This is a genomic window from Streptomyces sp. NPDC047002, from assembly GCF_040704505.1.
Lineage (GTDB): Bacteria > Actinomycetota > Actinomycetes > Streptomycetales > Streptomycetaceae > Streptomyces.
Genome location: NZ_JBEYWC010000002.1, coordinates 327,777 through 348,900 on the forward strand (window position 1 = coordinate 327,777; position 21,124 = coordinate 348,900).

The window sequence follows — 21,124 nt, forward strand, 5'->3', positions numbered from 1 at the left end:
GTCCGCCACCCCTCCATCTCATGGCATGCCGCAAGGCCATGCCGGTTCCAGGGAGCTGTTTTCCATGAGCGCCGAGACCGCGGACACCCTTGTGACCCCGGAGCGCGACGGCGGGTTCAGGTACTGGAGGCTGAGGTTCCGCGCCTGGCGCGGCAAGAGGCCCTTCTGGGCGGGTCTTCTCACCCTCCTCAGCGGACTGCCGATCGGCTACTTTCCCTACGCCCATCTCCACATCGGTAATCTCACCCTCGCCCTGGCGACGACCGCGGGCGCCGGCTCGCTGATCATCGGCGTCCTGCTGTTCACGCTCGGGCTGACGATGTGGTTCCACTCCATCGTCCGGGTGTTCGCAGGCATCGCCGCGATCCTGCTCGCGCTGGTCTCCATCCCCGTCTCCAACCTGGGCGGGTTCTTCGTCGGCTTCCTGCTGGCCCTCGTCGGCGGCTGCCTGTCCGTCTCCTGGGCGCCCGGCAGGCCCGCGGAGCGGCCCGCGACCAGGGCCCCCGCGCCCGAGGAACGCGAGGACCGCGAGCCCCCCGGGGACATGTTCAGGACCGCGGGGCCGACCGGGTCCGACTCCCTGTTCCCGGGCCCCCGCGCGGGGGTGGACGACAGCGCCGGAACGCACGACGGCCCCGCGAGGGGCAGGGGCGGGAGGCACAGTGCGGGATGACCAGACGGGGGCCTCGGCCCTGCCGGGAGACGCCGAGGAGTTCAGGAGAGCCGCGGGCCCGCGGCACGCGGCGCGCCATGCGGCGCCCCGGAAGTCCCTCCTGACCAAGTTCCACGTGCCGGCCGGCAAGGCGATGATGCTCGCGGCCATGCCCACCGCCGTCTTCGTCGGCATGGGCCTGACACCGCGGCTCGCGCTCGCCGACGACAGCACGGGCAAGGCGGCCAACCCGAACCCCTGCGTGAGCCGTTCCGACGACTCCGAGGCGTCCGGCACGGCCTCGGCCTCACCGTCCGACTCGCCCTCGAAATCGGTGACGCCCGACCCCTCGGCGTCCGCGAGCACCACGTCGCACGGCGGCGGTGGCAAGGCCGGATCCCCGGCCGCCCCGAAGCCGTCCGCCTCGTCCGACCCCTCGGCGTCCGCCACCCCGAAGGCGCCCGAGCCCTCGCAGTCCTCGTCCGCACCGGGCGGCGGCAGCGGCGGCGGCCTGCTCGGCGGGCTCGGCTCGGCGCTCGGCGGCCTGCTCGGCGGCGGTTCCGCGGCCTCCCCGTCCGGCTCGGCGTCGCCCGACGCGACCTCGAGCGCCGGCGCCTCGACGGCGTCCGGATCGACGGCGGGCACGTCCACGCCGAAGGACGACCCGTCCACCGGGTCGCTCCTCGGCAGCTCGGCCGAGGACTCGAAGGGCTCCGCGGACTCCAAGGGCTCCGACGCGAAGGCGTCCGACGACGGCACCGGCTCGGACAAGGACGGCGACGCGTCGAAGAAGGACGCGTCGAACTCCACGGCCGTGAAGGGCACCGTCGGCGGCCTCTCCAAGGCGAAGGCGGGGACGGCCGAGACCAAGACCCAGGCCATCAGGGACCTGCTGAAGCAGAAGGGCATCCCCTTCAGCGACACGCAGCCGGCCGCGAAGGACTCGGCCAAGGCGGACTCGGGCTCCTGCGACGACGGGCCCTGCGACAACCTGCTGCCGATCCTCAAGCCGCCGTCGCAGGACGCGGACGCGCCCTCGATGGCGACCGACGCCTGGCACCTGAGCAGCAGCAACCTCGGCCTGAACGGGCTCTGCTACCGGGGGCTCGTGGACATCAAGACCGCCTCGGGCACCACGAAGCGCGTCATGAAGTTCACGGCGGACTCGATCGACATCAAGGACCTGCACCAGACGGTCGACAACCGGGACGCGAACGGGAACATCGCCACCCACACGCAGATCACCACCGCGCCCGGCAGCACGTCGACCATCGACGGGCCCGTCACGATGTACACCGAGAAGCTCTCGGGCAACCTGCTCGGCCTGCTGCCGATCACCTTCAGCCCCGACTTCCCGCCGCCCATCCAGATCCCCTCGGTGTTCTTCACCGACGCCAAGGTCGACCAGGCGGGGCAGTTCGGCGGCACGCTCAGCACGAAGGGCCTGCACAACACCATCGGCTGACCTGCCCACCGGCATCGCGCGAGCGGCCCGCGCCCCTCTCAGGGGCGGCGGGCCGCTCGCGTGCGGCAGGGAGCCGCGCTCACTCCAGGACGACGTCCGAGGTCTCGGGCGCCCAGACGAAGGAGATCAGGGCGCCCAGCACGAGGAAGCCGGCGAGCGCCGTCATCGACACGGAGAAGCCCAGGTGGTCGATGCTCATCGGGAGCAGGAACGTGCCGGCGGCCGAGCCGATCCTGCTGACGCCGTTGAGCAGGCCGACGCCCGAGCTGCGCAGCGCGGTGGAGAACAGCTCGGGCGGATAGACCTGGTCGAGGTTGGACGCCGCCGACATGGTGAACGTGAAGACCAGGAACAGCACGAACAGCACGACGCTCGGCCCGCTCGGCCACACGCCCAGCGGGCCGAGCGCCAGGGCCATCACCACGAACGAGCCGATCACGAAGGCGCGGCGGGAGAGGCGCGCGGTGAACCAGAGCCCGGCGATGCTCCCGAGGAGCAGGAAGACGTTGAGCAGCCCGTCGCCGAGGAACCCCTCTTCGAGGTGGAACTTCGCCATGACGACGGGCAGGAAGGTGTAGATCGCGAAGTACGGGATCACCTGGCAGTTGTAGTACAGGATGCCGAAGGCCGTCTTGCGCCACTGCTCCGCGGAGAACAGCCGCCGGTACGCGGCGGCGTCCAGCGTGTCGTCCCGCGCGGCCCCCTCCCGTACGATCCCTTCGCGCACCGGGGTGGCGATGGACTCGAAGTCCACGTTCTCGCCGATGTAGCGGGCGACGACCGAGCGTGCCTCGTCGATCCTGCCCTTGCTGACCAGCCAGCGCGGCGACTCGGGGGTGCCGAGGCGCAGCAGCAGTACCGCGAGGGCGGGCAGTGCGCTGCTCGCCAGCAGCCAGCGCCAGCTGTCGCCGCCGTACCCCACCAGCCAGTTGCCGAAGAAGTACGAGCAGATGTAGCCGACCGTCCACATCGCGGTCAGCGAGGCCAGCAGGAAGCCGCGGCTGCGGCGCGGACAGAACTCGGCGACGAGCGTCGGGCCGATCGCGTAGTCCGCGCCGATCCCGATGCCGATCAGGATGCGCAGCACGAACAGCAGGCCGGGCCCCTGGACCCAGAACTGGGCGATCGAGGCGAGCGTGATCAGCAGGAAGTTCAGCATGTACAGCTGCTGGCGGCCGATCCGGTCGGCGAGCCAGCCGAGCCCGATGCTGCCGACGAAGATCCCGATGAGCGCGGACGCGCCGAGGAGGCCCTCCCACACGGAGCCGAGGTGCATCTGCGGGGTGATGAGCGTCAGCGCGATCCCGATGACGCCGAGCTGGTAGCCGTCGGAGAAGTTCGCCCCGAACGTCAGTGCCGTGATCTTCAGGTGGAATCTGTTGAGCGGCGCGTCGTCGAAGGTCACCCGGGCCGGTCCCGTGGCCTGCGTCGTCAGGTCGTGATCAGGCATCGTTCCACGTGGTCCCATCCGCGGTGCGGGCAGCGCCGCCCGCCCTCTTGCCAAGGTCCTGAATAACAAGTTTCATGGAGCCTCATTCATGAATGAATAGTTGTCAAGGAGGTGAACGGCATGGGCTCTGGCACCCTCCGCGTCGACGGACGCGGGCTGCGCCCCGAGGACGTCGTACGGGTCGCGCGGCGCGGCGAGGCGGTCAGCCTCGACGAGAAGGCGCTGGAACGCGCGCTCCAGGCGTACCGGGTCGCACGGGACAGCGAGACCAAGCGGGCCGTCTACGGAAGGACCACCGGGGTCGGCGCCAACCGCCACGAGGTCGTCGACCCGGACTCCGTCGACCAGCACGGGCTGCGCCTGCTGCGCAGCCACGCCGGCACCTCGGGTCCGCGGACCCCGGAGGACACGGTGCGGGCCACCCTCCTCATCCGCCTCAACCAGCTCGCGGCGGCCGGCAGCGGTGTCCACCCGCGGATCCTGCAGGCGCTCGCCGCCGCGCTGCGCGCCGGTGCCGTGCCCGCGCCCCACGCGCGCGGTTCCATCGGCACCGGCGACCTCGGCGCGCTCGCCGAGATCGCGCTGACCCTGGCGGGCGAGCGGCCCTGGGGGAGCGGCCACCTCGACCCCGTGCCGATCAGCCCGGGCGACGCGCTCGCCTTCATCTCCAGCAACGCCGCCACCCTGGCCACCTCGGTCCTCGCCTGGTCCGACCTGAGCAGGCTGCTGCGCGCGAGCCATGTGATCGCCGCGCTGTCGTACGTGGCGCTCGACGGCTCGCCCGAGGCGTTCGCCACCCGAGTGCACGCGCAGCGCCCGCACCCCGGCTCCGTGCACTGCGCGGCCGAGATGCGCAGGCTGCTGTGGGGCGAGGCGGAGCCGGCCGACGGCGCCAGGCTCCAGGACCCGTTCGGGCTGCGCGCCTTCCCGCAGGTCCAGGGGCCCGCGCTGGAGGCGGCCGACGCCCTGCGCACCGTGCTGGAGATCGACATCAACGCGGCGGCCGAGAACCCGTTCATCGACGCGGAGAGCGGCCGGGTCTACCACCACGGCCACTTCGCGACCTCGCACCTCGCGCTCGGCCTCGACCGGCTGCGGGGGGCGCTCCACCATGTCGCTGAGCTTTCGAGCGCCCGGCTGAGCGACCTGGTCGAGCCCGACCTGACGGGCCTGCCGCCGTTCCTCGCCGACGGCCCCGCGGGCAGCTCGGGGATCATGATCCTGGAGTACGTCTCGCACGACGCGCTCAGCAGGCTCAGGCACGCGGCGGCGCCCGTCACCCTGGGCACCGCGATCATCTCCCGGGGCCTCGAAGACCACGCCAGCTTCGCCTCGCAGGCCGCGCACAGCACGGCGGAGGCGGTCACCGCGTACCGCACGGTGCTCGCCTGCGAGCTGGTCGGCGTGGTGCGCGCGCTCTCCCTGCGGACGCCCGACCTGCCGGACACCCCGGTCGCCGAGGCGCTCCACCGGGCGCGCCAGGCGCTGCCCCTGGTGCGCGAGGACCACCCGCTGACGGCGGAGATAGCGGCCGCGGAGAACATCGTCCCGTTCCTCGCCGACCTCTGACCGGCGGCGGCCCGTGGCGTCGGCGGGGGCACTGCGGGCTGCCCCGGCGCACGGGGTGCACCGTGCCAGGCCGGTGCGGTGCACCGCGACGCCCGCCGACCCGGCTCGGTCAGGCGGGCACCTTACGGCGGCGGGCCGCGCCCCCCAGGTCGGGGGGCGCGGCCCGCCGTGCGCTGCTCAGAGCTGCGCGCCGCCCAGGTGGTGGACCCGGACCATGTTGGTGGTGCCGGGGACCCCGGGGGGCGAGCCCGCGGTGATGACCATGGCGTCGCCGTTGCCGAAGCGCTGGAGCTTCGACAGCTCCACGTCGACCAGGTCGACCATCTCGTCGGTGGTGCCGACCCAGGGCACCACGAAGGACTCCACGCCCCAGCTCAGCGCCAGCTGGTTGCGGGTCGCCTCGTCGGTGGTGAAGGCGAGGATCGGCTGGCAGGCGCGGTAGCGGGAGAGCCGGCGCGCGGTGTCGCCCGACTGCGTGAAGGCGACCAGCGCCCTGCCGTCGAGGAAGTCCGCGATCTCGCAGGCCGCGCGGGCGACCGAGCCGCCCTGCGTGCGCGGCTTGCGCCCCTCGACCAGCGGTTCGAGTCCCTTGGAGAGCAGCTCCTTGTCGGCGGCCGTGACGATCTTCGACATCGTCTTGACCGTCTCGACGGGGTACGCGCCCACCGACGACTCGGCCGACAGCATGACCGCGTCCGCGCCGTCCAGGATCGCGTTGGCCACGTCGGACGCCTCGGCGCGCGTCGGGCGGGAGTTGGTGATCATCGACTCCATCATCTGGGTCGCCACGATCACCGGCTTGGCGTTCCGCCTGCACAGCTCGATGAGCTGTTTCTGCACCATCGGGACCTTTTCGAGCGGATACTCGACGGCCAGGTCGCCGCGGGCCACCATGACGCTGTCGAACGCCGCGACGACCGCCTCCATGTTGGCCACGGCCTGCGGCTTCTCGACCTTGGCGATGACCGGGACCCGGCGGCCCTCCTCGTCCATGACCTTGTGGACGTCCACCACGTCCTGCGCGTCCCGCACGAAGGACAGCGCGACCATGTCGCAGCCCATCCGCAGGCCGAAGCGCAGGTCCTCGACGTCCTTGTCGGACAGCGCCGGCACGTTGACCGCGGCGCCCGGCAGGTTGATGCCCTTGTGGTCGGAGATGACGCCGCCCTCGACCACCATGGTCTTCACCCGCGGCCCCGACACCTCGACGACCCGCAGCTCGACGTTGCCGTCGTTGATCAGGACCGGGTCGCCCTTGGTGACGTCGCCGGGCAGGCCCTTGTACGTGGTCCCGCAGACGGTCTTGTCGCCCGGCACGTCCTCGGTGGTGATGGTGAACTCGTCACCGCGCACCAGCTCGACGGGGCCCTCGGCGAAGGTCTCCAGACGGATCTTGGGGCCCTGGAGGTCGACCATCACACCCACGGCGCGACCGGTGTCGGCCGCGGCCCTGCGGACGCGGTCGTAGCGGCCCTGGTGCTCCTCGTGGCTGCCGTGGCTCATGTTCAGGCGGGCCACGTTCATGCCGGCCTCGATGAGAGCCTTCAGCTGCTCGTAGGAATCAACGGCTGGGCCCAGGGTGCAGACGATTTTGGAACGGCGCATGAGGCTGATCCTATCGGTTTGTTTCCCGGCGGAATATTCCGCCTGGTGAAAAATACAAATGGGCAGTACCCCGCTCAGGCGTGTCTTTTCTCCGGGCCGCCGTCACGGGAAGAGGCGAGCGCGAAAGCCTGCCGCGCGATCTCCAGCTCCTCGTCGGTCGGCACCACGGCGACGGCCGTCCGCGCACCCTCGGGCGAGACGAGTCGCGGCTCGCCCGACCGCACGGCGTTGCGGCCGGCGTCCACCGCGAGGCCGAACCCTTCGAGACCTGCGACGGCAGCCTCCCGCACCTCCGCCGCGTTCTCACCCACCCCCGCCGTGAACACCACGGCGTCCACCCGGCCGAGCACCGCCGTATAGGCGCCGATGTATTTCCGCAGCCGGTGCGTGTAGACGGCGAAGGCGAGTTCCGCCGCGCGGTCGCCCTCGTCGATCCTGCGGCGGATCTCGCGCATGTCGTTGTCCCCGCAGAGACCGACAAGTCCGCTTTTCTTGTTCAGAAGTTCATCGATCTCGTCGACGCCCATCCCGGCGACCCGCGACAGGTGGAACACCACGGCAGGGTCGAGGTCCCCCGAGCGGGTGCCCATCACGAGCCCTTCGAGCGGGGTGAGCCCCATCGAGGTGTCCACGCAGCGGCCGCCCGCCACCGCGGACGCCGACGCGCCGTTGCCCAGGTGCAGGACGATCACGTTGGTGTCCTCGTACGGCCGTCCCAGCAGCTCTGCGGCGCGGCGCGAGACATACGCGTGCGACGTGCCGTGGAAGCCGTAGCGGCGCACCAGGTGCGCGTCGGCGGTCGCCGTGTCGACCGCGTAGCGGTACGCGTGCTCCGGCATCGTCGCGTGGAACGCGGTGTCGAAGACCGCGACCTGCGGCAGGTCGGGGCGCAGCTCGCGGGCGGTGCGGATGCCCCTCAGGTTGGCCGGGTTGTGCAGCGGCGCGAGCGGCACCAGCTTCTCGATCTCGGCCAGCACCTCGTCGTCCACGAGCGCGGGCTCGGTGAACCGGGGCCCGCCGTGCACCACCCGGTGGCCGACGGCGGCCAGCTCGGGGGAGTCCAGGCCGAGGCCGTCCGTGCGCAGCTCGGCCGAGGCGGCGCGCAGCGCCTCGCCGTGGTCCGCGATCCGCTCCGTGCGCTCCCTGCGCCGGCCGGCGCGCGCGGGCGGGGTGTGCACGACGCGGGAGGAGCGCTCGCCGATCCGCTCCACAAGACCTGACGCGAGCCGGTCGCCCGCGTCCATGTCGATCAGCTGGTACTTCAGCGACGACGAGCCCGAGTTCAGCACCAGGACGCGTGCGGGCCTGCTCATACGGTCTCTTCCTCCTGCGCCGCCTGCGCCTGGATGGCGGTGATCGCGACGGTGTTGACGATGTCCTGGACCAGCGCGCCGCGCGAGAGGTCGTTCACGGGCTTGCGCAGTCCCTGGAGGACCGGCCCGACCGCGACCGCGTTCGCCGACCGCTGGACCGCCTTGTACGTGTTGTTGCCGGTGTTCAGGTCGGGGAAGACCAGCACCGTCGCCCGTCCTGCGACCTCGGAGCCCGGCAGCTTGGTCGCGGCGACGGACGGCTCCACGGCCGCGTCGTACTGGATCGGCCCCTCGATCCGCAGGTCCGGGTGCGCCTCGCGTACCCGCAGCGTCGCCTCGCGAACCTTGTCGACGTCCGCGCCCGAGCCCGACGTGCCGGTCGAGTACGACAGCATCGCGATCCGCGGGTCCACCCCGAACCGCGCCGCCGTCGCGGCCGCCTGCACCGCGATGTCCGCGAGCTGCTCGGCGTCCGGGTCCGGGTTGACCGCGCAGTCCCCGTACACCAGGACGCGGTCGGCCAGGCACATGAAGAAGACCGACGAGACGATCGAGGCGCCGGGGCGGGTCTTGATGATCTCGAACGCCGGGCGGATGGTGGCCGCCGTGGAGTGCACGGCCCCTGAGACCATGCCGTCGGCGAGGCCCGCCTCCACCATCAGCGTGCCGAAGTAGTTCACGTCCGCCACCACGTCGTACGCCAGCTCCACGGTCACGCCCCGGTGCGCCCGCAGCTCCGCGTACCGCTCGGCGAACCGCTTGCGCAGATCGGAGACGGCCGGGTCGACGAGCTGCGCGTCCCCGAGGTCGGCGCCGAGGTCGGCGGCCCGCTTGCGGATGGTGTCCGGGTCGCCGAGCAGCGTCAGGTCGCACACGTCCCTGCGCAGCAGCACGTCGGCCGCGCGCAGCACCCGCTCCTCCGTGCCCTCGGGCAGCACCACCCGGCGGCGCACCGCGCGCGCCTGCTCCAGCAGGTCGTGCTCGAACATCATCGGCGTGACGCGCGCGCCCCGCTCGACCGAGAGCCGCTCGACCAGGTCCGCCGTGTCCACGTACCGCTCGAAGAGGCCGAGCGCGGTCTCCGCCTTGCGCGGCGTGCCCGCGGTGAGCTTGCCCTCCAGGGCGAAGAGGCGCGCGGCCGTCGGGAAGGAGCCCTGTGCCACCGAGACCACGGGGGTGCCGGGCGCGAGCCGCTCGGCGAGCCGCAGGACGGAGTCGTCGGGCCGCTCGTCCAGGGTCAGCACGACCCCGGCGATCGGCGGCGTGCCCGCCGAGTGCGCGGCCAGCGCCCCCACCACGATGTCCGCGCGGTCCCCCGGCGTGATCACCACGCAGCCGGGCGTCAGCGCGCCCAGCAGGTTGGGCAGCATCGCCCCGCCGAAGACGAAGCCGAGCGCGTCGCGCGCGAGCCCGGAGTCGTCGCCGAGCAGCACCGTCCCGCCGAGCGCCCCGGTGACCTGCGCGACGGTCGGCGCCGCGAGCGCCGCGTGGTCGGGCAGCACGTAGCAGGGGGCAGGCAGCTGCCCGGCGAGCCCCGCGGCGATCGCGTCGCGCTCCTCGGCCGCGACGCGGTTGACCACCAGCGTCATCACGTCGCAGCCGAGCGCCTCGTACGCCCTGAACGCGTTGCGGGCCTCCGCGCGCACCGACTCGGCGCGCTGGTCCTTGCCGCCCACGACGGCGATCACGGACGCGCCGAACTCGTTGGCGAGGCGGGCGTTGAGCGCCAGCTCGTCGGGGAGCTGCGTGGCGGCGAAGTCCGTGCCGAGCACCAGCACCACGTCGTACGCGGCGGCCACCCGGTGGAACCCGTCCACCAGCCGGGACACCAGTTCGTCCGTGCCGCTCTCCGCCTGGAGCACGGACGCCGTGCGGTAGTCGAGGCCGTAGACCGTCTCCGGGTCCTGGGAGAGCCGGTAGCGGGAGCGCAACAGCTCGAACATGCGGTCGGGGCGGTCGTGCACCAGCGGCCTGAACACCCCCACCCGGTCCACCTGCCGGGTCAGCAGCTCCATGACCCCCAGCTCGACCACCTGCCGCCCGTCCCCGCGGTCGATCCCGGTCACGTACACGCCGCGCGTCACCCGTGCTCCCCTCGCTCCGTCGTCCGTCGCCTGACGTCCGCTGCTTGTCGTACTTGTCGCGCTTATCGCGGTGGCCGCGGTCGTTGCAGTTGCCTGACTCCGTCACCGTCGACGGCTCTCCGCGTACCCCCGCGGGGCGTCGCCCTGCGGCCGCCCGGCGGGGGTACGCGGGGAACGCGCGGCAAACCGCGCGCCGGGCCCGCGCGCCGCGCCGGGCCCGCGATCCGGTGGCCTACGCCCTCTTGACAGTAACCCGGTCGGGTGGGTAGAGCGCTGCGGGGCCGCACGGACCGCGACCCGGCCGCCACGGGATGCGCGGATGTGCTCCCCGGAGCGCTTCTGAGCGCCGTGCGGCCGGTGCGCTGCGGGCCCCGGGACCGTGGCAGGATCGGTACACGGCCACCGACCGGGCCGGCCCGGCGACCGCGTCGGCCGCCGCAGAGCAGGAGCAGGAGACGACAGCGACCATGCGTATCGGAATTCTCACAGCGGGCGGCGACTGCCCGGGGCTGAACGCCGTGATCCGCTCGGTCGTGCACCGCGCCATGGCCGAGCACGGCGACGACGTGATCGGCTTCGAGGACGGCTTCAAGGGCCTGCTCGACGGCCACTTCAGGCCCCTCGACCTCAACGCGGTCAGCGGCATCCTGGCCCGCGGCGGCACCATCCTCGGCTCCGCGCGGCTGGAGCGCGACCGGCTGCGCGAGGCCGCGGAGAACTGCCGGGAGCTGGCCATGCGCTACGGCATCGACGTGCTCATCCCGATCGGCGGCGAGGGCACGCTCACCGCGGCGCGGCTGCTGTCCGACGCGGGCATGCCGGTGGTCGGCGTGCCGAAGACCATCGACAACGACATCCACTCCACGGACCGCACCTTCGGCTTCGACACCGCGGTCGGCGTCGCCACCGAGGCCATAGACCGCCTCAAGACCACCGCCGAGTCGCACCAGCGCGTGATGGTCGTCGAGGTCATGGGCCGGCACGCCGGGTGGATCGCGCTGGAGTCCGGCATGGCGGGCGGCGCGCACGGGATCTGCCTGCCCGAGCGGCCCTTCGAGGTCGACAAGCTGGTCAAGATGGTCAGGGAGCGCTTCGAGCGCGGCAAGAAGTTCGCCGTGATCTGCGTCGCCGAGGGCGCCCACCCGGCCGAGGGCACCATGGACTACCGCCGCGGCGAGATCGACCAGTTCGGCCACGAGCGCTTCCTCGGCATCGGCAACCGCCTCGCCGCCGAGCTCGAACGCCGCCTCGGCACCGAGGCCAAGCCGGTCATCCTCGGCCACGTGCAGCGCGGCGGCACCCCGACCGCGTACGACCGCGTCCTCGCCACCCGCTTCGGCTGGCACGCCGTCGAGGCCGCGCACCGCGGCGAGTTCGGCCGGATGACCGCGCTGCGCGGCACCGCCGTCGAGATGGTCCCGCTGGCCGAGGCGGTCACCCGCCTCAAGACCGTTCCGGAGAACCGCATGTTCGAGGCCGAGTCGGTCTTCTGACCTCCCCGGCCGTGCGGCCCCTGCGCGGAGGCCGCCTCTTCAGTGGCGGGCCGGGAGCCAGCGGTACTGGAGCTCGGGCCGGCCCACCTGGCCGTAGCGCGGGCTGCGCTCCGCGCGATGGGCGGTGACCAGGTGCTCCAGATAGCGGCGTGCCGTGATGCGGGAGATGCCGACCTCGACGGCGAGTTCGGCCGCCGTCAGGCCCGCGTCCGACGCGCGCAGCGCGCCGGTCACCGCGGTCAGCGTGGGCGCGCTGAGCCCCTTGGGCAGCGCCGCGGGCTCCGGCGCGCGCAGGGCGCCGAGCGCGCGGTCCACCTCGTCCTGGCCGCTGGCCTCCCCGGCCGCGCCCCTGAACTCCGCGTACCGTACGAGGCGTTCGCGCAGCGTTGCGAACGTGAAGGGTTTCAGGACGTACTGCACCACGCCGAGGGAGACGCCCTCCCTGACCAGCGCGAGGTCCCGCGCCGAGGTCACCGCCACCACGTCGGCCTGGTGGCCGCCGGCCCGCATCGCGCGCAGCAGCTGGAGCCCGTGGCCGTCCGGCAGGTAGAGGTCGAGCAGGATCAGGTCGACCGCCCGCCGGTCGAGCAGCCGCACCGCCTCGGCGCGGGTGTGCGCGACCCCCACCACCGCGAAGCCGGGCACCCGGCCCACGTACAGCTCGTGCGCGTCGGCCGCGACCGGGTCGTCCTCCACGACCAGCACCCGGATCGGCTCCGCCCCGCTCATCCGGCCACCGCCCCCGTCCGCGCGCCGGCCAGCGGCAGCCGCACGGTGAACTCGGCGCCGCCGCCCTCCGCCTCGGCCACCGCCACGCTGCCGTGCGCCCGGTGCACCGCCTGCCGTACGAGCGCGAGGCCGAGCCCTCTGCCCGGGCCGTTGGTCGACCAGCCGCGCCTGAACACCTCCTGCGCCTGCTCGGGCGCGACCCCGGGGCCCGTGTCGCGCACCCGCAGCAGCAGCTCGTCCGCGGCGCCGCCGTCCTGGGCCCGCGCGGGCGCGGACTCCACGCGGGCCGTCACCGTCACCGTCGCAGGGCCCTCGCCTGAACCCGCCGCGTCCACGGCGTTGTCGACGAGGTTGCCGAGGATCGTCACCAGGTCGCGGGTGGACAGCGTCGGCGGCAGCACCCCGTCGTCCATCCTGCTGTCCGGGGCGAGCACCAGCTCCACCCCGCGCTCGTTGGCCTGCGCCGCCTTGCCGAGCAGCAGCGCGGCGAGCACCGGCTCGCCGACCGCCGTGACCACCTGGTCGGTCAGGGCCTGCGCGAGTTCGAGCTCCGAGGTGGCGAAGGCGACGGCCTGGTCCACCCGCCCCAGCTCGATCAGCGACACCACCGTGTGCAGCCGGTTCGCCGCCTCGTGCGCCTGCGAGCGCAGCGCCTCCGTGAAGCGCCGCTCCGAGTCCAGCTCGCCGGAGAGCGCCTGCAGCTCGGTGTGGTCGCGCAGGGTGACCACCGTGCCGCTGCGCTCGCCGCCCACCACGGGCCGGGTGTTGACCACCACGATCCGCTCCTCCGTCAGGTGCACCTCGTCGACCCGGGGCTCGGACGCGAGCAGCGCGCCGGTCAGCGGCGCCGGCAGGCCGAGCTCGGCCACCGGGCGGCCCACCGCCGAGGCGTCGAGCCCGAGCAGCTCCCGGCCGCCGTCGTTGATCAGTGCGATCCTGCGCCGTCCGTCGAGCATCAGCAACCCCTCGCGCACCGCGTGCAGCGCGGCCTGGTGGTAGTCGTACATCCGGCTCAGGGCCCGCGCGTCCAGCCCGTGCGTGTGGCGGCGCAGCCGCGCGTTGATCACATACGTGCCGAGCGCGCCCAGCACCAGCGCCGCGCCCGCCACCAGGGCGAGCACCCTGAGCTGGTGCATCACCTGGCTCGATATCCGCTCCACCGTGATGCCCACGCTCACCAGGCCGACGATGCGGCCGCCGTCCCTGACCGGGGTGACCGCACGGATCGAGGGGCCGAGCGTGCCCGCGTACGTCTCGGTGAAGGTCCGCCCGTGCAGCGCGGGCGCGGTGGTGCCGAGGAACCGCCTGCCGATCTGCCGGGGGTCGGGGTGCGTCCAGCGGATGCCGTGCGTGTCCATGATCGTGATGAAGTCGACCTTCGTGTCGCGCCTGACCCGCTCCGCGTACGGCTGGAGCGTCGCCGAGGGGGCGGGCGTGCGGATCGCAGCCGCCACCGAAGGCGACTCCGCGAGGGAGCGCGCCGCGACCACCACCTCGTGCGCCGCGGTGCTCCGGGCCTGGGAGCGGTCGTTGGCATACGCGAACACCGCACACCACGCGACGACCACGGCCACCAGGACGGCCTGCATCGCGAACAGCTGGCCGGCCAGGCTGCGCGGCCTGCGCCCCGCGGGGAGCACCCGGGGGAGGCCCCTGAAGAGGCCCTTGGCGAACGGCGCGGCGAACGGCGCGGCGAGAGCCCTGCGGAAGGCCGTGGGAGAGAAGCGCATGGCGCCAGTGTCCCTGCCGGACGCCCGGGGAGCAGTGGCGATATCCACACAACCCGTGGCCGGAAATCGTATGAACGAAATGAACAGAAGGGTGACCGGGGTCACAGCGCGGTGGATAGTCGCCAAGACCCCGAGTCAAGGAGGACACGTGGCTGCGAGGCGGGACCGAACCCACTTCCTGTACATCGCCGTTGTGGTGGCCGTGCTGCTCGGCATCCTGGTGGGCTTCGTCGCCCCCGGAACCGCCGTCCAGCTCAAGCCCATCGGCACCGGATTCGTCGATCTGATCACCATGATGATCGCGCCGGTCATCTTCTGCACGATCGTGCTCGGCATCGGATCCGTGCGCAAGGCCGCCAAGGTGGGCGCCGTCGGCGGTCTCGCCATCGGCTACTTCCTGGTGATGTCGACCGTCGCCCTGGCCATCGGCCTGATCGTCGGCAACATCCTGGAGCCCGGACAGGGGCTGCACCTCACCGAGACGGTGCGCCAGTCCGGCGCCGCGCAGGCCAAGGGGACGAGCGACTCGCTGCCCGACTTCCTGCTCAGCATCATCCCCACCACCCTGGTCTCCGCCTTCACCGAGGGCTCCACGCTCCAGGCGCTGCTGATCGCGCTGCTCGCGGGCTTCGCGCTGCAGGCCATGGGCTCGGCGGGCGAGCCGGTGCTGCGCGGCATCGAGCACATCCAGCGGCTGGTGTTCCGCATCCTCGCCATGATCATGTGGGCCGCCCCGGTGGGCGCGTTCGGCGCGATGGCGGCGGTGGTCGGAGAGACCGGCGTCGACGCGCTCAAGTCGCTCGCCGTGATCATGATCGGCTTCTACGCCACCTGTGCGATCTTCGTCTTCGTCGTCCTCGGCCTGGTGCTGCGGGTGTTCGCCAAGGTCAACATCTTCCTGCTGCTGAAGTACCTGGCGCGCGAGTTCCTGTTGATCCTCTCCACGTCCTCGTCGGAGTCCGCGCTGCCGCGGCTGATCGCGAAGATGGAGCACCTGGGCGTCAGCAAGTCCGTGGCGGGCATCACCGTGCCGACCGGCTACTCCTTCAACCTCGACGGCACGGCCATCTACCTGACCATGGCGTCCATCTTCATCGCCGAGGCGATGGACAAGCCGCTCTCGATCGGCCAGCAGATCTCGCTGCTCGTCTTCATGATCGTCGCGTCGAAGGGCGCGGCGGGCGTCACCGGCGCGGGGCTCGCCACCCTCGCGGGGGGCCTCCAGTCGCACCGGCCCGAACTGGTCGACGGCGTCGGCCTGATCGTCGGCATCGACCGGTTCATGAGCGAGGCGCGCGCCCTGACCAACTTCGCGGGCAACGCCGTCGCCACCGTCCTCGTCGGCAACTGGACGAAGGAGCTCGACCGGGGCCGCCTCGACGAAGTCCTCGCGGGCCGCGTGCCGTTCGACGAGCGCACGCTGATGGACGAGAGCGACAAGGCCGCGGCGCCCGCCCTCGACAAGGGCGAGGCCCCCGCCGCCGCGGTGGCGGGACAACGCGGTGACGACGCTGCGCAGGAGACCAGGGCCGGGGTCTGACCCCCCCATCCCCCACCCCGGCCCGGGGAACCGGCCGGCCCGAACGGACGCGCATCCGCCGGGCCGGCCGGACGACTGCCCACCGGGCGCCCGCCTCCGACGCGCCCGCCCGGCGCACGGGCCCCTCGGGCGGCCACCTGCCGAAGGCCGCCCCGAGGCGGGCCGCCCGGCGGACACCGCCCCCGAACGGCTGCCTCCCGGAAGCGGTCGCCGAACGGCTGCCTCCCGGACGCGGTCCTCCAACGGCTGCCTCCCGGACGCCGCCGCTCAGCCCAGCCGCGCGCAGGCCGTGTGCAGGACCATGGCGCAGGGCGTGGGCCCGCCGGGCGGCGTGATCGCCGCGGCCCGCGCGAGGAAGGCGTCGCGTACCTCGGCCACCAGCCCGGGCGGCAGCGGCCGCATGTCGTACACCCCCGCCATGGCCTGCCAGACCCGCTCGACGGGGCCGCTCAGGTCGACGCGGAGGGTGCCCCAGGCGACCGGGCCGAATCCGGCGGGCGCGAGCAGCCCGTCGAGCCCCTCGCGGGACCTGGTGCGCGGGTCGCCGAGGCGCGGGAAGCGCAGCGTCCCCTCCTACGGCGGCACGGCCCGCCGCAGCAGCGCGGTGAAGACCTCGTACGCCCCCTCGCCACCGCCGCCCACCACGCAGGCCAGCAGCCCGCCTGGCGCGAGCACCCGCGCGGCCTCGGCCGTCACCCGCTCGGCCTGCGCCATCAGCATCAGCGCCATGTGCGCGACGCACGCGTCGAACGAACCGTCGGCGAAAGGCAGTTCCTGGGCCCTGCTCACCCGCAGCCGGGCCCCGGCGAGCGCCGGCCGGCGCCGGGCGAGCGCCAGCGCCTGTGGCGACAGGTCGACGCCCGCGAGGTCGGCCGGGTCGCGCTCCCGCGATAGGAGTTCAAGCAACAGCCCGTCGCCGCAGCCCAGTTCGACCACCCGGCGGGCGCCGGCGACGAGGTCGGCCAGCACCCGGTAGCTCGACCGGCCGTCCCCGGTATCGGCCCCGCCCAGTACCTGTGAGGTCACGTCCGGGTGTTCGGCGTGGAAGGCGCGGAGGAAGGCTTCCTGGACACCCGGCTCGCCGGGCGGCGACGGCGCAAAGGCCGCGGTGACGAAAGACAATGGCCCCGCTCGTCAATTGACGAGCGGGGCCATTGTCTGCGTATATTGGGGGTTTCCGCGCTCAATCAGCGCCACCATTACCTGTACAGGATTGCGGGTGAGAGTGCGGACGTTCATTACGGAGAATACCAGGGCAGGGGAAGAATTGTCAACCGACGCAGTGCAGGACGAGCAGCAATTCATCTCCGATCTCTATGCCCGCCTCGACACGCTCAGGGACCGGGCCGAGAGCTCGGTGCGGCAGTCCGTCGCGCAGGTCGGGACCGGCAGGCAGGCGAAGTTGGAGCGCGACGTGCACGTCCAGGAGGAGACGGCGCGGCTCGCCCAGCTGAATGCGGTCGAGAGCGGCCTGTGTTTCGGGCGCATCGATTTCCGGGACGGCGGGAGCCATCACATCGGCCGTATCGGAATGCGCGAGGACGACACGGAGCGCACGCCTCTCCTGATCGACTGGCGTGCCCCCGTCGCCCGCCCGTTCTATCTCGCGACGGGCTATTCCCCGATGGGCCTGCGCCGCCGCAGGCACCTGAGCACGCGCGGGCGCACCGTCACCGACCTGCACGACGAGATCATGGATCTCGGCGACACGACCCGCACAGGACACGAGAGCCGCGACGCCGACGAGGTGCTGCTCGCCGCCCTCAACGCGGCCCGCACCGGCCGCATGGCCGACATCGTGCAGACCATCCAGGCCGAGCAGGACCGCATCATCAGGGCCTCGCACCGCGGTGTCCTCGTCGTCGAGGGCGGCCCGGGCACCGGCAAGACGGCCGTCGCCCTGCACCGCGCCGCGTACCTGCTGTACGCACACCGCGAGCAGCTCGCCAGGCGCGCGGTGCTCGTCGTCGGACCCAACCCCGCCTTCCTCGGCTACATCGGCGAGGTCCTGCCGTCGCTCGGCGAGACCGGTGTGCTGCTCGCGACGGTCGGCGAGCTGTTCCCCGGCGTCGCGGCGACCGGCACGGACACCCCGGCGGCCGCGGCCGTCAAGGGCTCGGCCGCGATGGCCGGCGTACTCGCCCGCGCCGTGCGGGACCGCCAGACGGTGCCCGAGCACGTGCTGGAGATCGACCACGAGGACCACGGCGTCCTCCCGCTCGACCGCGCGAGCGCAGAGGACGCGCGTGCCGCGGCCCGCGCCACCGGACTGCCGCACAACCTCGCGCGCCCGCACTTCGCGTTCCGCGTCATCGACGCGCTCACCGCGGGGCTCGCCGAGCGCCTCGGTGCCGACCCGTACGGCGGCCCCAACCTGCTCGGCGCCGACGACATCGCCCAGCTCGGCAAGGAGATCGCCACCAGCCGCGCCGTGCACGCGGCGATCGACGAGCTGTGGCCCTCCCTCACGCCCGAGCGCCTGGTGGCGGGGTTCCTCGCCGACCCCCTCCAGCTCCCCGAGCACGAACAGGCTCTGGTGCGGCGGGTGGACGGCCCCTGGACCCCGGCCGACGTGCCGCTGCTCGACGAGGCGGCCGAGCTGCTCGGCGCCGACGACAGCGCGGAGCGCGCCGCGAGGGAGGCGGCGCGGCAGGAGCAGATCGCGTACGCGCAGGGCGTGCTCGACGTCTCGGCGGGCTCCACGACCTACGAGTTCGAGGACGAGGAGTCCGAGGTCCTCACGGCCCACGACATCATCGACGCCGAGCGGTTCGCCGAGCGGCAGGAGGAGGCCGACACCCGCAGCGCCGCCGAGCGCGCCGCCGCCGACCGCACCTGGGCCTTCGGGCACATCGTCGTGGACGAGGCGCAGGAACTCTCCGCGATGGCCTGGCGGTTGCTGATGCGCCGCTGCCCGAGCCGGTCGATGACCCTGGTCGGCGACCCCGCCCAGACCGGCGACACGGCGGGCTGCGACACCTGGCAGGAGATCCTCGCGCCGTACGTGGGGGACCGCTGGCGCCTCGAACGGCTCGGCGTCAACTACCGCACCCCCGCCGAGATCATGGCGGTCGCCGCCGAGGTGCGCAGGTCCGTGGAGCCGGGCTTCGAGCCGCCGCGCTCCGTACGGTCCACCGGCGCGGAGCCGCTCGTACGGGCCGTGCCCGAGGGGGAGTTGGTGCGGGCGGCGGCCGAACTCGCCGCCGAGCAGGGCGCGCCGGCGCGGTCCGCCGACGGCGGCAGGCTCGCGGTGATCGCTCCCGCCGCGCTGCTGCCCCGGCTCGCCGCCGCGCTGCCCTCGGCGTCGTACGGCGAGGCCCCCGACCTGACCAGCCCCGCCGTGCTGCTCACCCCCCGGCAGGCGAAGGGCCTGGAATTCGACCGGGTGGTGGTCGTCGACCCGGACGGCGTGCGCGGCGGCTCGCGGCGCGGCGCCAACGACCTCTACGTGGCCCTGACGCGGCCCACGCAGTGGCTCGGCATCGTCCGGTCGCAGGGCGACAGGACAGGCACGCCGCCCGCGGGGCAGTAGCGCCGCCCCCGCCGCCCCGCCACCCCCGCCGTCTCCGCTCTCCGGGGCCGCCCGCCGGCCCCTCCTACAGTGGGCGCATGTCACCTCGCCCCTACCGCTCCACCGTCCGTGAACGCGCCGCCGCGTCCACCAGGAACGCGATCCTGGACGCGGCCGAGTCCCTGTTCGCGGAGCACGGCTACCCGCGGGTGAGCGTCAGCCGCGTCGCCGAGGCTGCGGAGGTGGCGGCGGGCACGGTCTACGCCTCCTTCGGCAGCAAGCCCGCCCTCGTCGTCGGGCTGATGGAGCGCGCAGCCGCCGAGGCCGCGGTCTCCCGGATGCTGGTCGCCGTGGAGGCGGCGGCGGACGGCCGCGAGATCGTGGCGCTGAGCGTGTCGGCCGCGCGCCGGCTGGTGGCGCGGCACCAGCGCGCCCTCGCCGTGCTGTACGACAACGCCTCGGCCGACCCGCACATCGCCGCGGCGGTCGAGAGCGCGGAGACCCTCCAGCGCGAGCGGTTCGACCGGGTCGTGGCGCGCCTCGACGCCCTCGGCGCGCTGCGCCCCGGCAGCACGCCGAAGGAGGCGGCCCTGGCGTTCGAGTACTTCCTCGGCCCCGCGTCCTGGCGCCGCCTGCGGGCCCTCGGCTGGAGCTGGCACGGCGCCGAGGCGTGGCTCACCGACCAGGTCGCCTACGCCCTGCTCGGCGCGCCCGGCGGGGCTGCGCCGCTTTAATTGGGTGAAGCACTACTCTAATGAATATGCGTGTACTCTTCTCCAGCACCCCCGCACACGGCCATCTGCTGCCGCAGCTCCCGCTCGCCCGCGCCTTCCGCGACCGCGGCGACACCGTCGCCGTACTGACCGGGAAGGCCTTCGCTCCGGTCCTCGCGCCCGAGGGGATCGACCTGCTCGCCGCCGGACCCGCGGTCGACGTGCTGTTCGCCGAGACCGCCCGCAGGACGGGCGGCGACGCGGCGAGCGACCCCACCCCCGAGTCCGTCGCCGAGTTCTTCGCCGGCGTCCGCGTCGACCTGACAGCCGACGACGCCCTCGCGGCCGCCAGGGGCTTCGCGCCCGACCTGATCGTCGCCGAGGCGTGCGACTTCGTCGGACCGCTCGCCGCCGCCGTCCTCGATGTGCCCCTCGCCACCCTCGCCTTCGGGCCCGCGATACCCGCCGAGTTCACCGCGGGCCTCGCCGCGGTCGCCGCGCCCCGCTTCGCCGCGCGCGGCGTCGCGCCGGCCCCGGCCCGCTGGTATCTCGACCCCTGCCCCGACGCGCTCCAGGCGCCCGACCGGCAGGCGCCGGAAGGGCGCGTCCCGCTGCGCCCCGAGCCCCACCGCGGCCCCGGCGCCGCGCCCGCCGCCCCCGCGCCGCGGGGCGCGCGCCGCCGGGTGCTCGTCTCCTTCGGCACGCACTTCGCGGAGCCCCGTGTCCTCGGCCCGATCCTGGCCGCGCTGTCGGCCGCCGACGTGGACCTGCGCGTCACGCTCGGCCTCACCGCGTCGGCCGACGACTACGCGATCGACAGCGAGCGGGTCGAGTTCGTCGGCTTCACCCCTCTCGACCAGCTGCTGAGCGGCGTCGACCTCGTCGTCACGCACGGCGGCGCCGGCACCGTGCTGGGCACGCTCGCGCGCGCCCTGCCGCTCGTCGTGGTGCCCCAGGGCGCCGACCAGTTCCTCCAGGCGGCCGGAGTCGCGGCATCGGGCACCGGCGTCGCCGTCCCCCCGGACGCGGCCACCCCCGAGTCCGTCGCCCGCGCCGCCGCCGACGTGCTGGCCGGCCCGCAGTACGCGGACGCCGCCCGCAAGGCCGCCGACCAGATCGCCGGCATGCCGTCGCCCGCCGAGGTCGCCGACCGCCTCGCCGCGGCCCTGGCCTGAGCCGTACCGCACCCGGGTGCGCGCGGCCCCGCTGGTCCACGCGCTCGCGCCAGGCCCCGACGGCACCGCCCTGTGGCGGGTCGGCGCGGCCGGGC

At 73.5% G+C, this 21,124-nt stretch carries 16 protein-coding genes; 8 read left to right on the top strand and 8 right to left on the bottom strand.

The features are described from left to right. Positions 1–64: 64 nt before the first annotated feature. Positions 65–673, top strand: a complete 609-nt coding sequence (locus AB0910_RS04400) for a DUF6114 domain-containing protein (protein WP_366742996.1) — start codon at positions 65–67, stop codon at positions 671–673. Then, positions 663–2,117 (top strand): hypothetical protein, encoded by a 1,455-nt coding sequence (locus AB0910_RS04405; protein ID WP_366742997.1) that lies wholly within the window; start codon positions 663–665, stop codon positions 2,115–2,117. Before AB0910_RS04400 ends, AB0910_RS04405 begins: the two co-directional genes overlap by 11 nt. A gap of 79 nt (positions 2,118–2,196) precedes the next feature. Here the strand turns inward: AB0910_RS04405 and AB0910_RS04410 are convergent, their stop codons facing one another. After that, the gene (locus AB0910_RS04410) at positions 2,197–3,567 is read right to left on the bottom strand and encodes an MFS transporter (protein ID WP_366742998.1); all 1,371 of its coding nucleotides are present in this window, start codon (positions 3,565–3,567) and stop codon (positions 2,197–2,199) included. 120 nt (positions 3,568–3,687) lie between these two features. Here AB0910_RS04410 and AB0910_RS04415 point away from each other — a divergent pair, with 120 nt between their 5' ends. Continuing rightward, entirely contained in the window at positions 3,688–5,136 is a 1,449-nt protein-coding gene (locus AB0910_RS04415) for an aromatic amino acid ammonia-lyase (RefSeq protein ID WP_366742999.1), read from the top strand. A gap of 177 nt (positions 5,137–5,313) precedes the next feature. Here the strand turns inward: AB0910_RS04415 and pyk are convergent, their stop codons facing one another. The 3 genes from pyk to pta all read right to left on the bottom strand — a co-directional run bounded on the left by pyk (position 5,314) and on the right by pta (position 10,138). Then, on the bottom strand, positions 5,314–6,741 hold the full coding sequence (gene pyk / locus AB0910_RS04420; protein WP_366743000.1) for a pyruvate kinase: 1,428 nt from the start codon (positions 6,739–6,741) through the stop codon (positions 5,314–5,316). A gap of 74 nt (positions 6,742–6,815) precedes the next feature. Beyond that, entirely contained in the window at positions 6,816–8,054 is a 1,239-nt protein-coding gene (locus AB0910_RS04425; RefSeq protein ID WP_366743001.1) for an acetate kinase, read from the bottom strand. Continuing rightward, positions 8,051–10,138 (bottom strand): phosphate acetyltransferase, encoded by a 2,088-nt coding sequence (pta, locus tag AB0910_RS04430; RefSeq protein WP_366743002.1) that lies wholly within the window; start codon positions 10,136–10,138, stop codon positions 8,051–8,053. The genes AB0910_RS04425 and pta overlap by 4 nt, the downstream gene beginning before the upstream one ends. A 467-nt stretch (positions 10,139–10,605) precedes the next feature. Between pta and AB0910_RS04435 the strand changes: the two genes are divergently transcribed. Beyond that, positions 10,606–11,631, top strand: coding sequence for an ATP-dependent 6-phosphofructokinase (locus tag AB0910_RS04435; protein WP_366743003.1), 1,026 nt, complete (start codon positions 10,606–10,608; stop codon positions 11,629–11,631). Positions 11,632–11,670: 39 nt separating this feature from the next. Here AB0910_RS04435 and AB0910_RS04440 read toward each other — a convergent pair whose 3' ends face one another. Together AB0910_RS04440 and AB0910_RS04445 are read right to left on the bottom strand one after the other, a co-directional pair. Further along, entirely contained in the window at positions 11,671–12,360 is a 690-nt protein-coding gene (locus AB0910_RS04440; RefSeq protein ID WP_366743004.1) for a response regulator, read from the bottom strand. Continuing rightward, entirely contained in the window at positions 12,357–13,949 is a 1,593-nt protein-coding gene (locus AB0910_RS04445; protein WP_366743025.1) for a sensor histidine kinase, read from the bottom strand. The genes AB0910_RS04440 and AB0910_RS04445 overlap by 4 nt, the downstream gene beginning before the upstream one ends. Before the next feature lie 289 nt (positions 13,950–14,238). Here AB0910_RS04445 and AB0910_RS04450 point away from each other — a divergent pair, with 289 nt between their 5' ends. Then, positions 14,239–15,630 (top strand): cation:dicarboxylase symporter family transporter, encoded by a 1,392-nt coding sequence (locus AB0910_RS04450; protein ID WP_366743005.1) that lies wholly within the window; start codon positions 14,239–14,241, stop codon positions 15,628–15,630. A 267-nt stretch (positions 15,631–15,897) separates the two neighbouring features. Here the strand turns inward: AB0910_RS04450 and AB0910_RS04455 are convergent, their stop codons facing one another. Both AB0910_RS04455 and AB0910_RS04460 read right to left on the bottom strand, forming a co-directional pair. After that, the gene (locus AB0910_RS04455; protein WP_366743006.1) at positions 15,898–16,050 is read right to left on the bottom strand and encodes a hypothetical protein; all 153 of its coding nucleotides are present in this window, start codon (positions 16,048–16,050) and stop codon (positions 15,898–15,900) included. A 153-nt stretch (positions 16,051–16,203) separates the two neighbouring features. Beyond that, a complete protein-coding gene (locus tag AB0910_RS04460; RefSeq protein ID WP_366743008.1) occupies positions 16,204–16,656 on the bottom strand; it encodes a class I SAM-dependent methyltransferase in 453 nt (150 codons plus the stop codon). 241 nt (positions 16,657–16,897) lie between these two features. On the opposite strand from AB0910_RS04460, the gene AB0910_RS04465 reads away from it, so the two are divergent. From AB0910_RS04465 to AB0910_RS04475, 3 genes are all read left to right on the top strand, one after another. After that, positions 16,898–19,162 carry a UvrD-helicase domain-containing protein gene (locus AB0910_RS04465; protein WP_366743009.1) on the top strand — a complete coding sequence of 755 codons (2,265 nt, stop codon included), beginning with the start codon at positions 16,898–16,900 and terminating at the stop codon, positions 19,160–19,162. A gap of 77 nt (positions 19,163–19,239) precedes the next feature. Further along, entirely contained in the window at positions 19,240–19,875 is a 636-nt protein-coding gene (locus AB0910_RS04470) for a TetR/AcrR family transcriptional regulator (RefSeq protein WP_366743010.1), read from the top strand. A gap of 26 nt (positions 19,876–19,901) precedes the next feature. Further along, the gene (locus AB0910_RS04475; RefSeq protein ID WP_366743011.1) at positions 19,902–21,029 is read left to right on the top strand and encodes a glycosyltransferase; all 1,128 of its coding nucleotides are present in this window, start codon (positions 19,902–19,904) and stop codon (positions 21,027–21,029) included. Positions 21,030–21,124 lie beyond the last annotated feature (95 nt).

Bases quoted from the DNA above. Each gene is read 5' to 3' on its own strand.
- AB0910_RS04425 (WP_366743001.1), bottom strand. From the start codon at position 8,054: ATGAGCAGGCCCGCACGCGTCCTGGTGCTGAACTCGGGCTCGTCGTCG.
- AB0910_RS04440 (WP_366743004.1), bottom strand. From the start codon at position 12,360: ATGAGCGGGGCGGAGCCGATCCGGGTGCTGGTCGTGGAGGACGACCCG.
- AB0910_RS04445 (WP_366743025.1), bottom strand. From the start codon at position 13,949: ATGCAGGCCGTCCTGGTGGCCGTGGTCGTCGCGTGGTGTGCGGTGTTC.
- AB0910_RS04455 (WP_366743006.1), bottom strand. From the start codon at position 16,050: ATGGCGGGGGTGTACGACATGCGGCCGCTGCCGCCCGGGCTGGTGGCC.
- AB0910_RS04435 (WP_366743003.1), top strand. From the start codon at position 10,606: ATGCGTATCGGAATTCTCACAGCGGGCGGCGACTGCCCGGGGCTGAAC.
- pyk (WP_366743000.1), bottom strand. From the start codon at position 6,741: ATGCGCCGTTCCAAAATCGTCTGCACCCTGGGCCCAGCCGTTGATTCC.
- AB0910_RS04400 (WP_366742996.1), top strand. From the start codon at position 65: ATGAGCGCCGAGACCGCGGACACCCTTGTGACCCCGGAGCGCGACGGC.
- AB0910_RS04415 (WP_366742999.1), top strand. From the start codon at position 3,688: ATGGGCTCTGGCACCCTCCGCGTCGACGGACGCGGGCTGCGCCCCGAG.
- AB0910_RS04470 (WP_366743010.1), top strand. From the start codon at position 19,240: ATGTCACCTCGCCCCTACCGCTCCACCGTCCGTGAACGCGCCGCCGCG.
- AB0910_RS04475 (WP_366743011.1), top strand. From the start codon at position 19,902: ATGCGTGTACTCTTCTCCAGCACCCCCGCACACGGCCATCTGCTGCCG.
- AB0910_RS04410 (WP_366742998.1), bottom strand. From the start codon at position 3,567: ATGCCTGATCACGACCTGACGACGCAGGCCACGGGACCGGCCCGGGTG.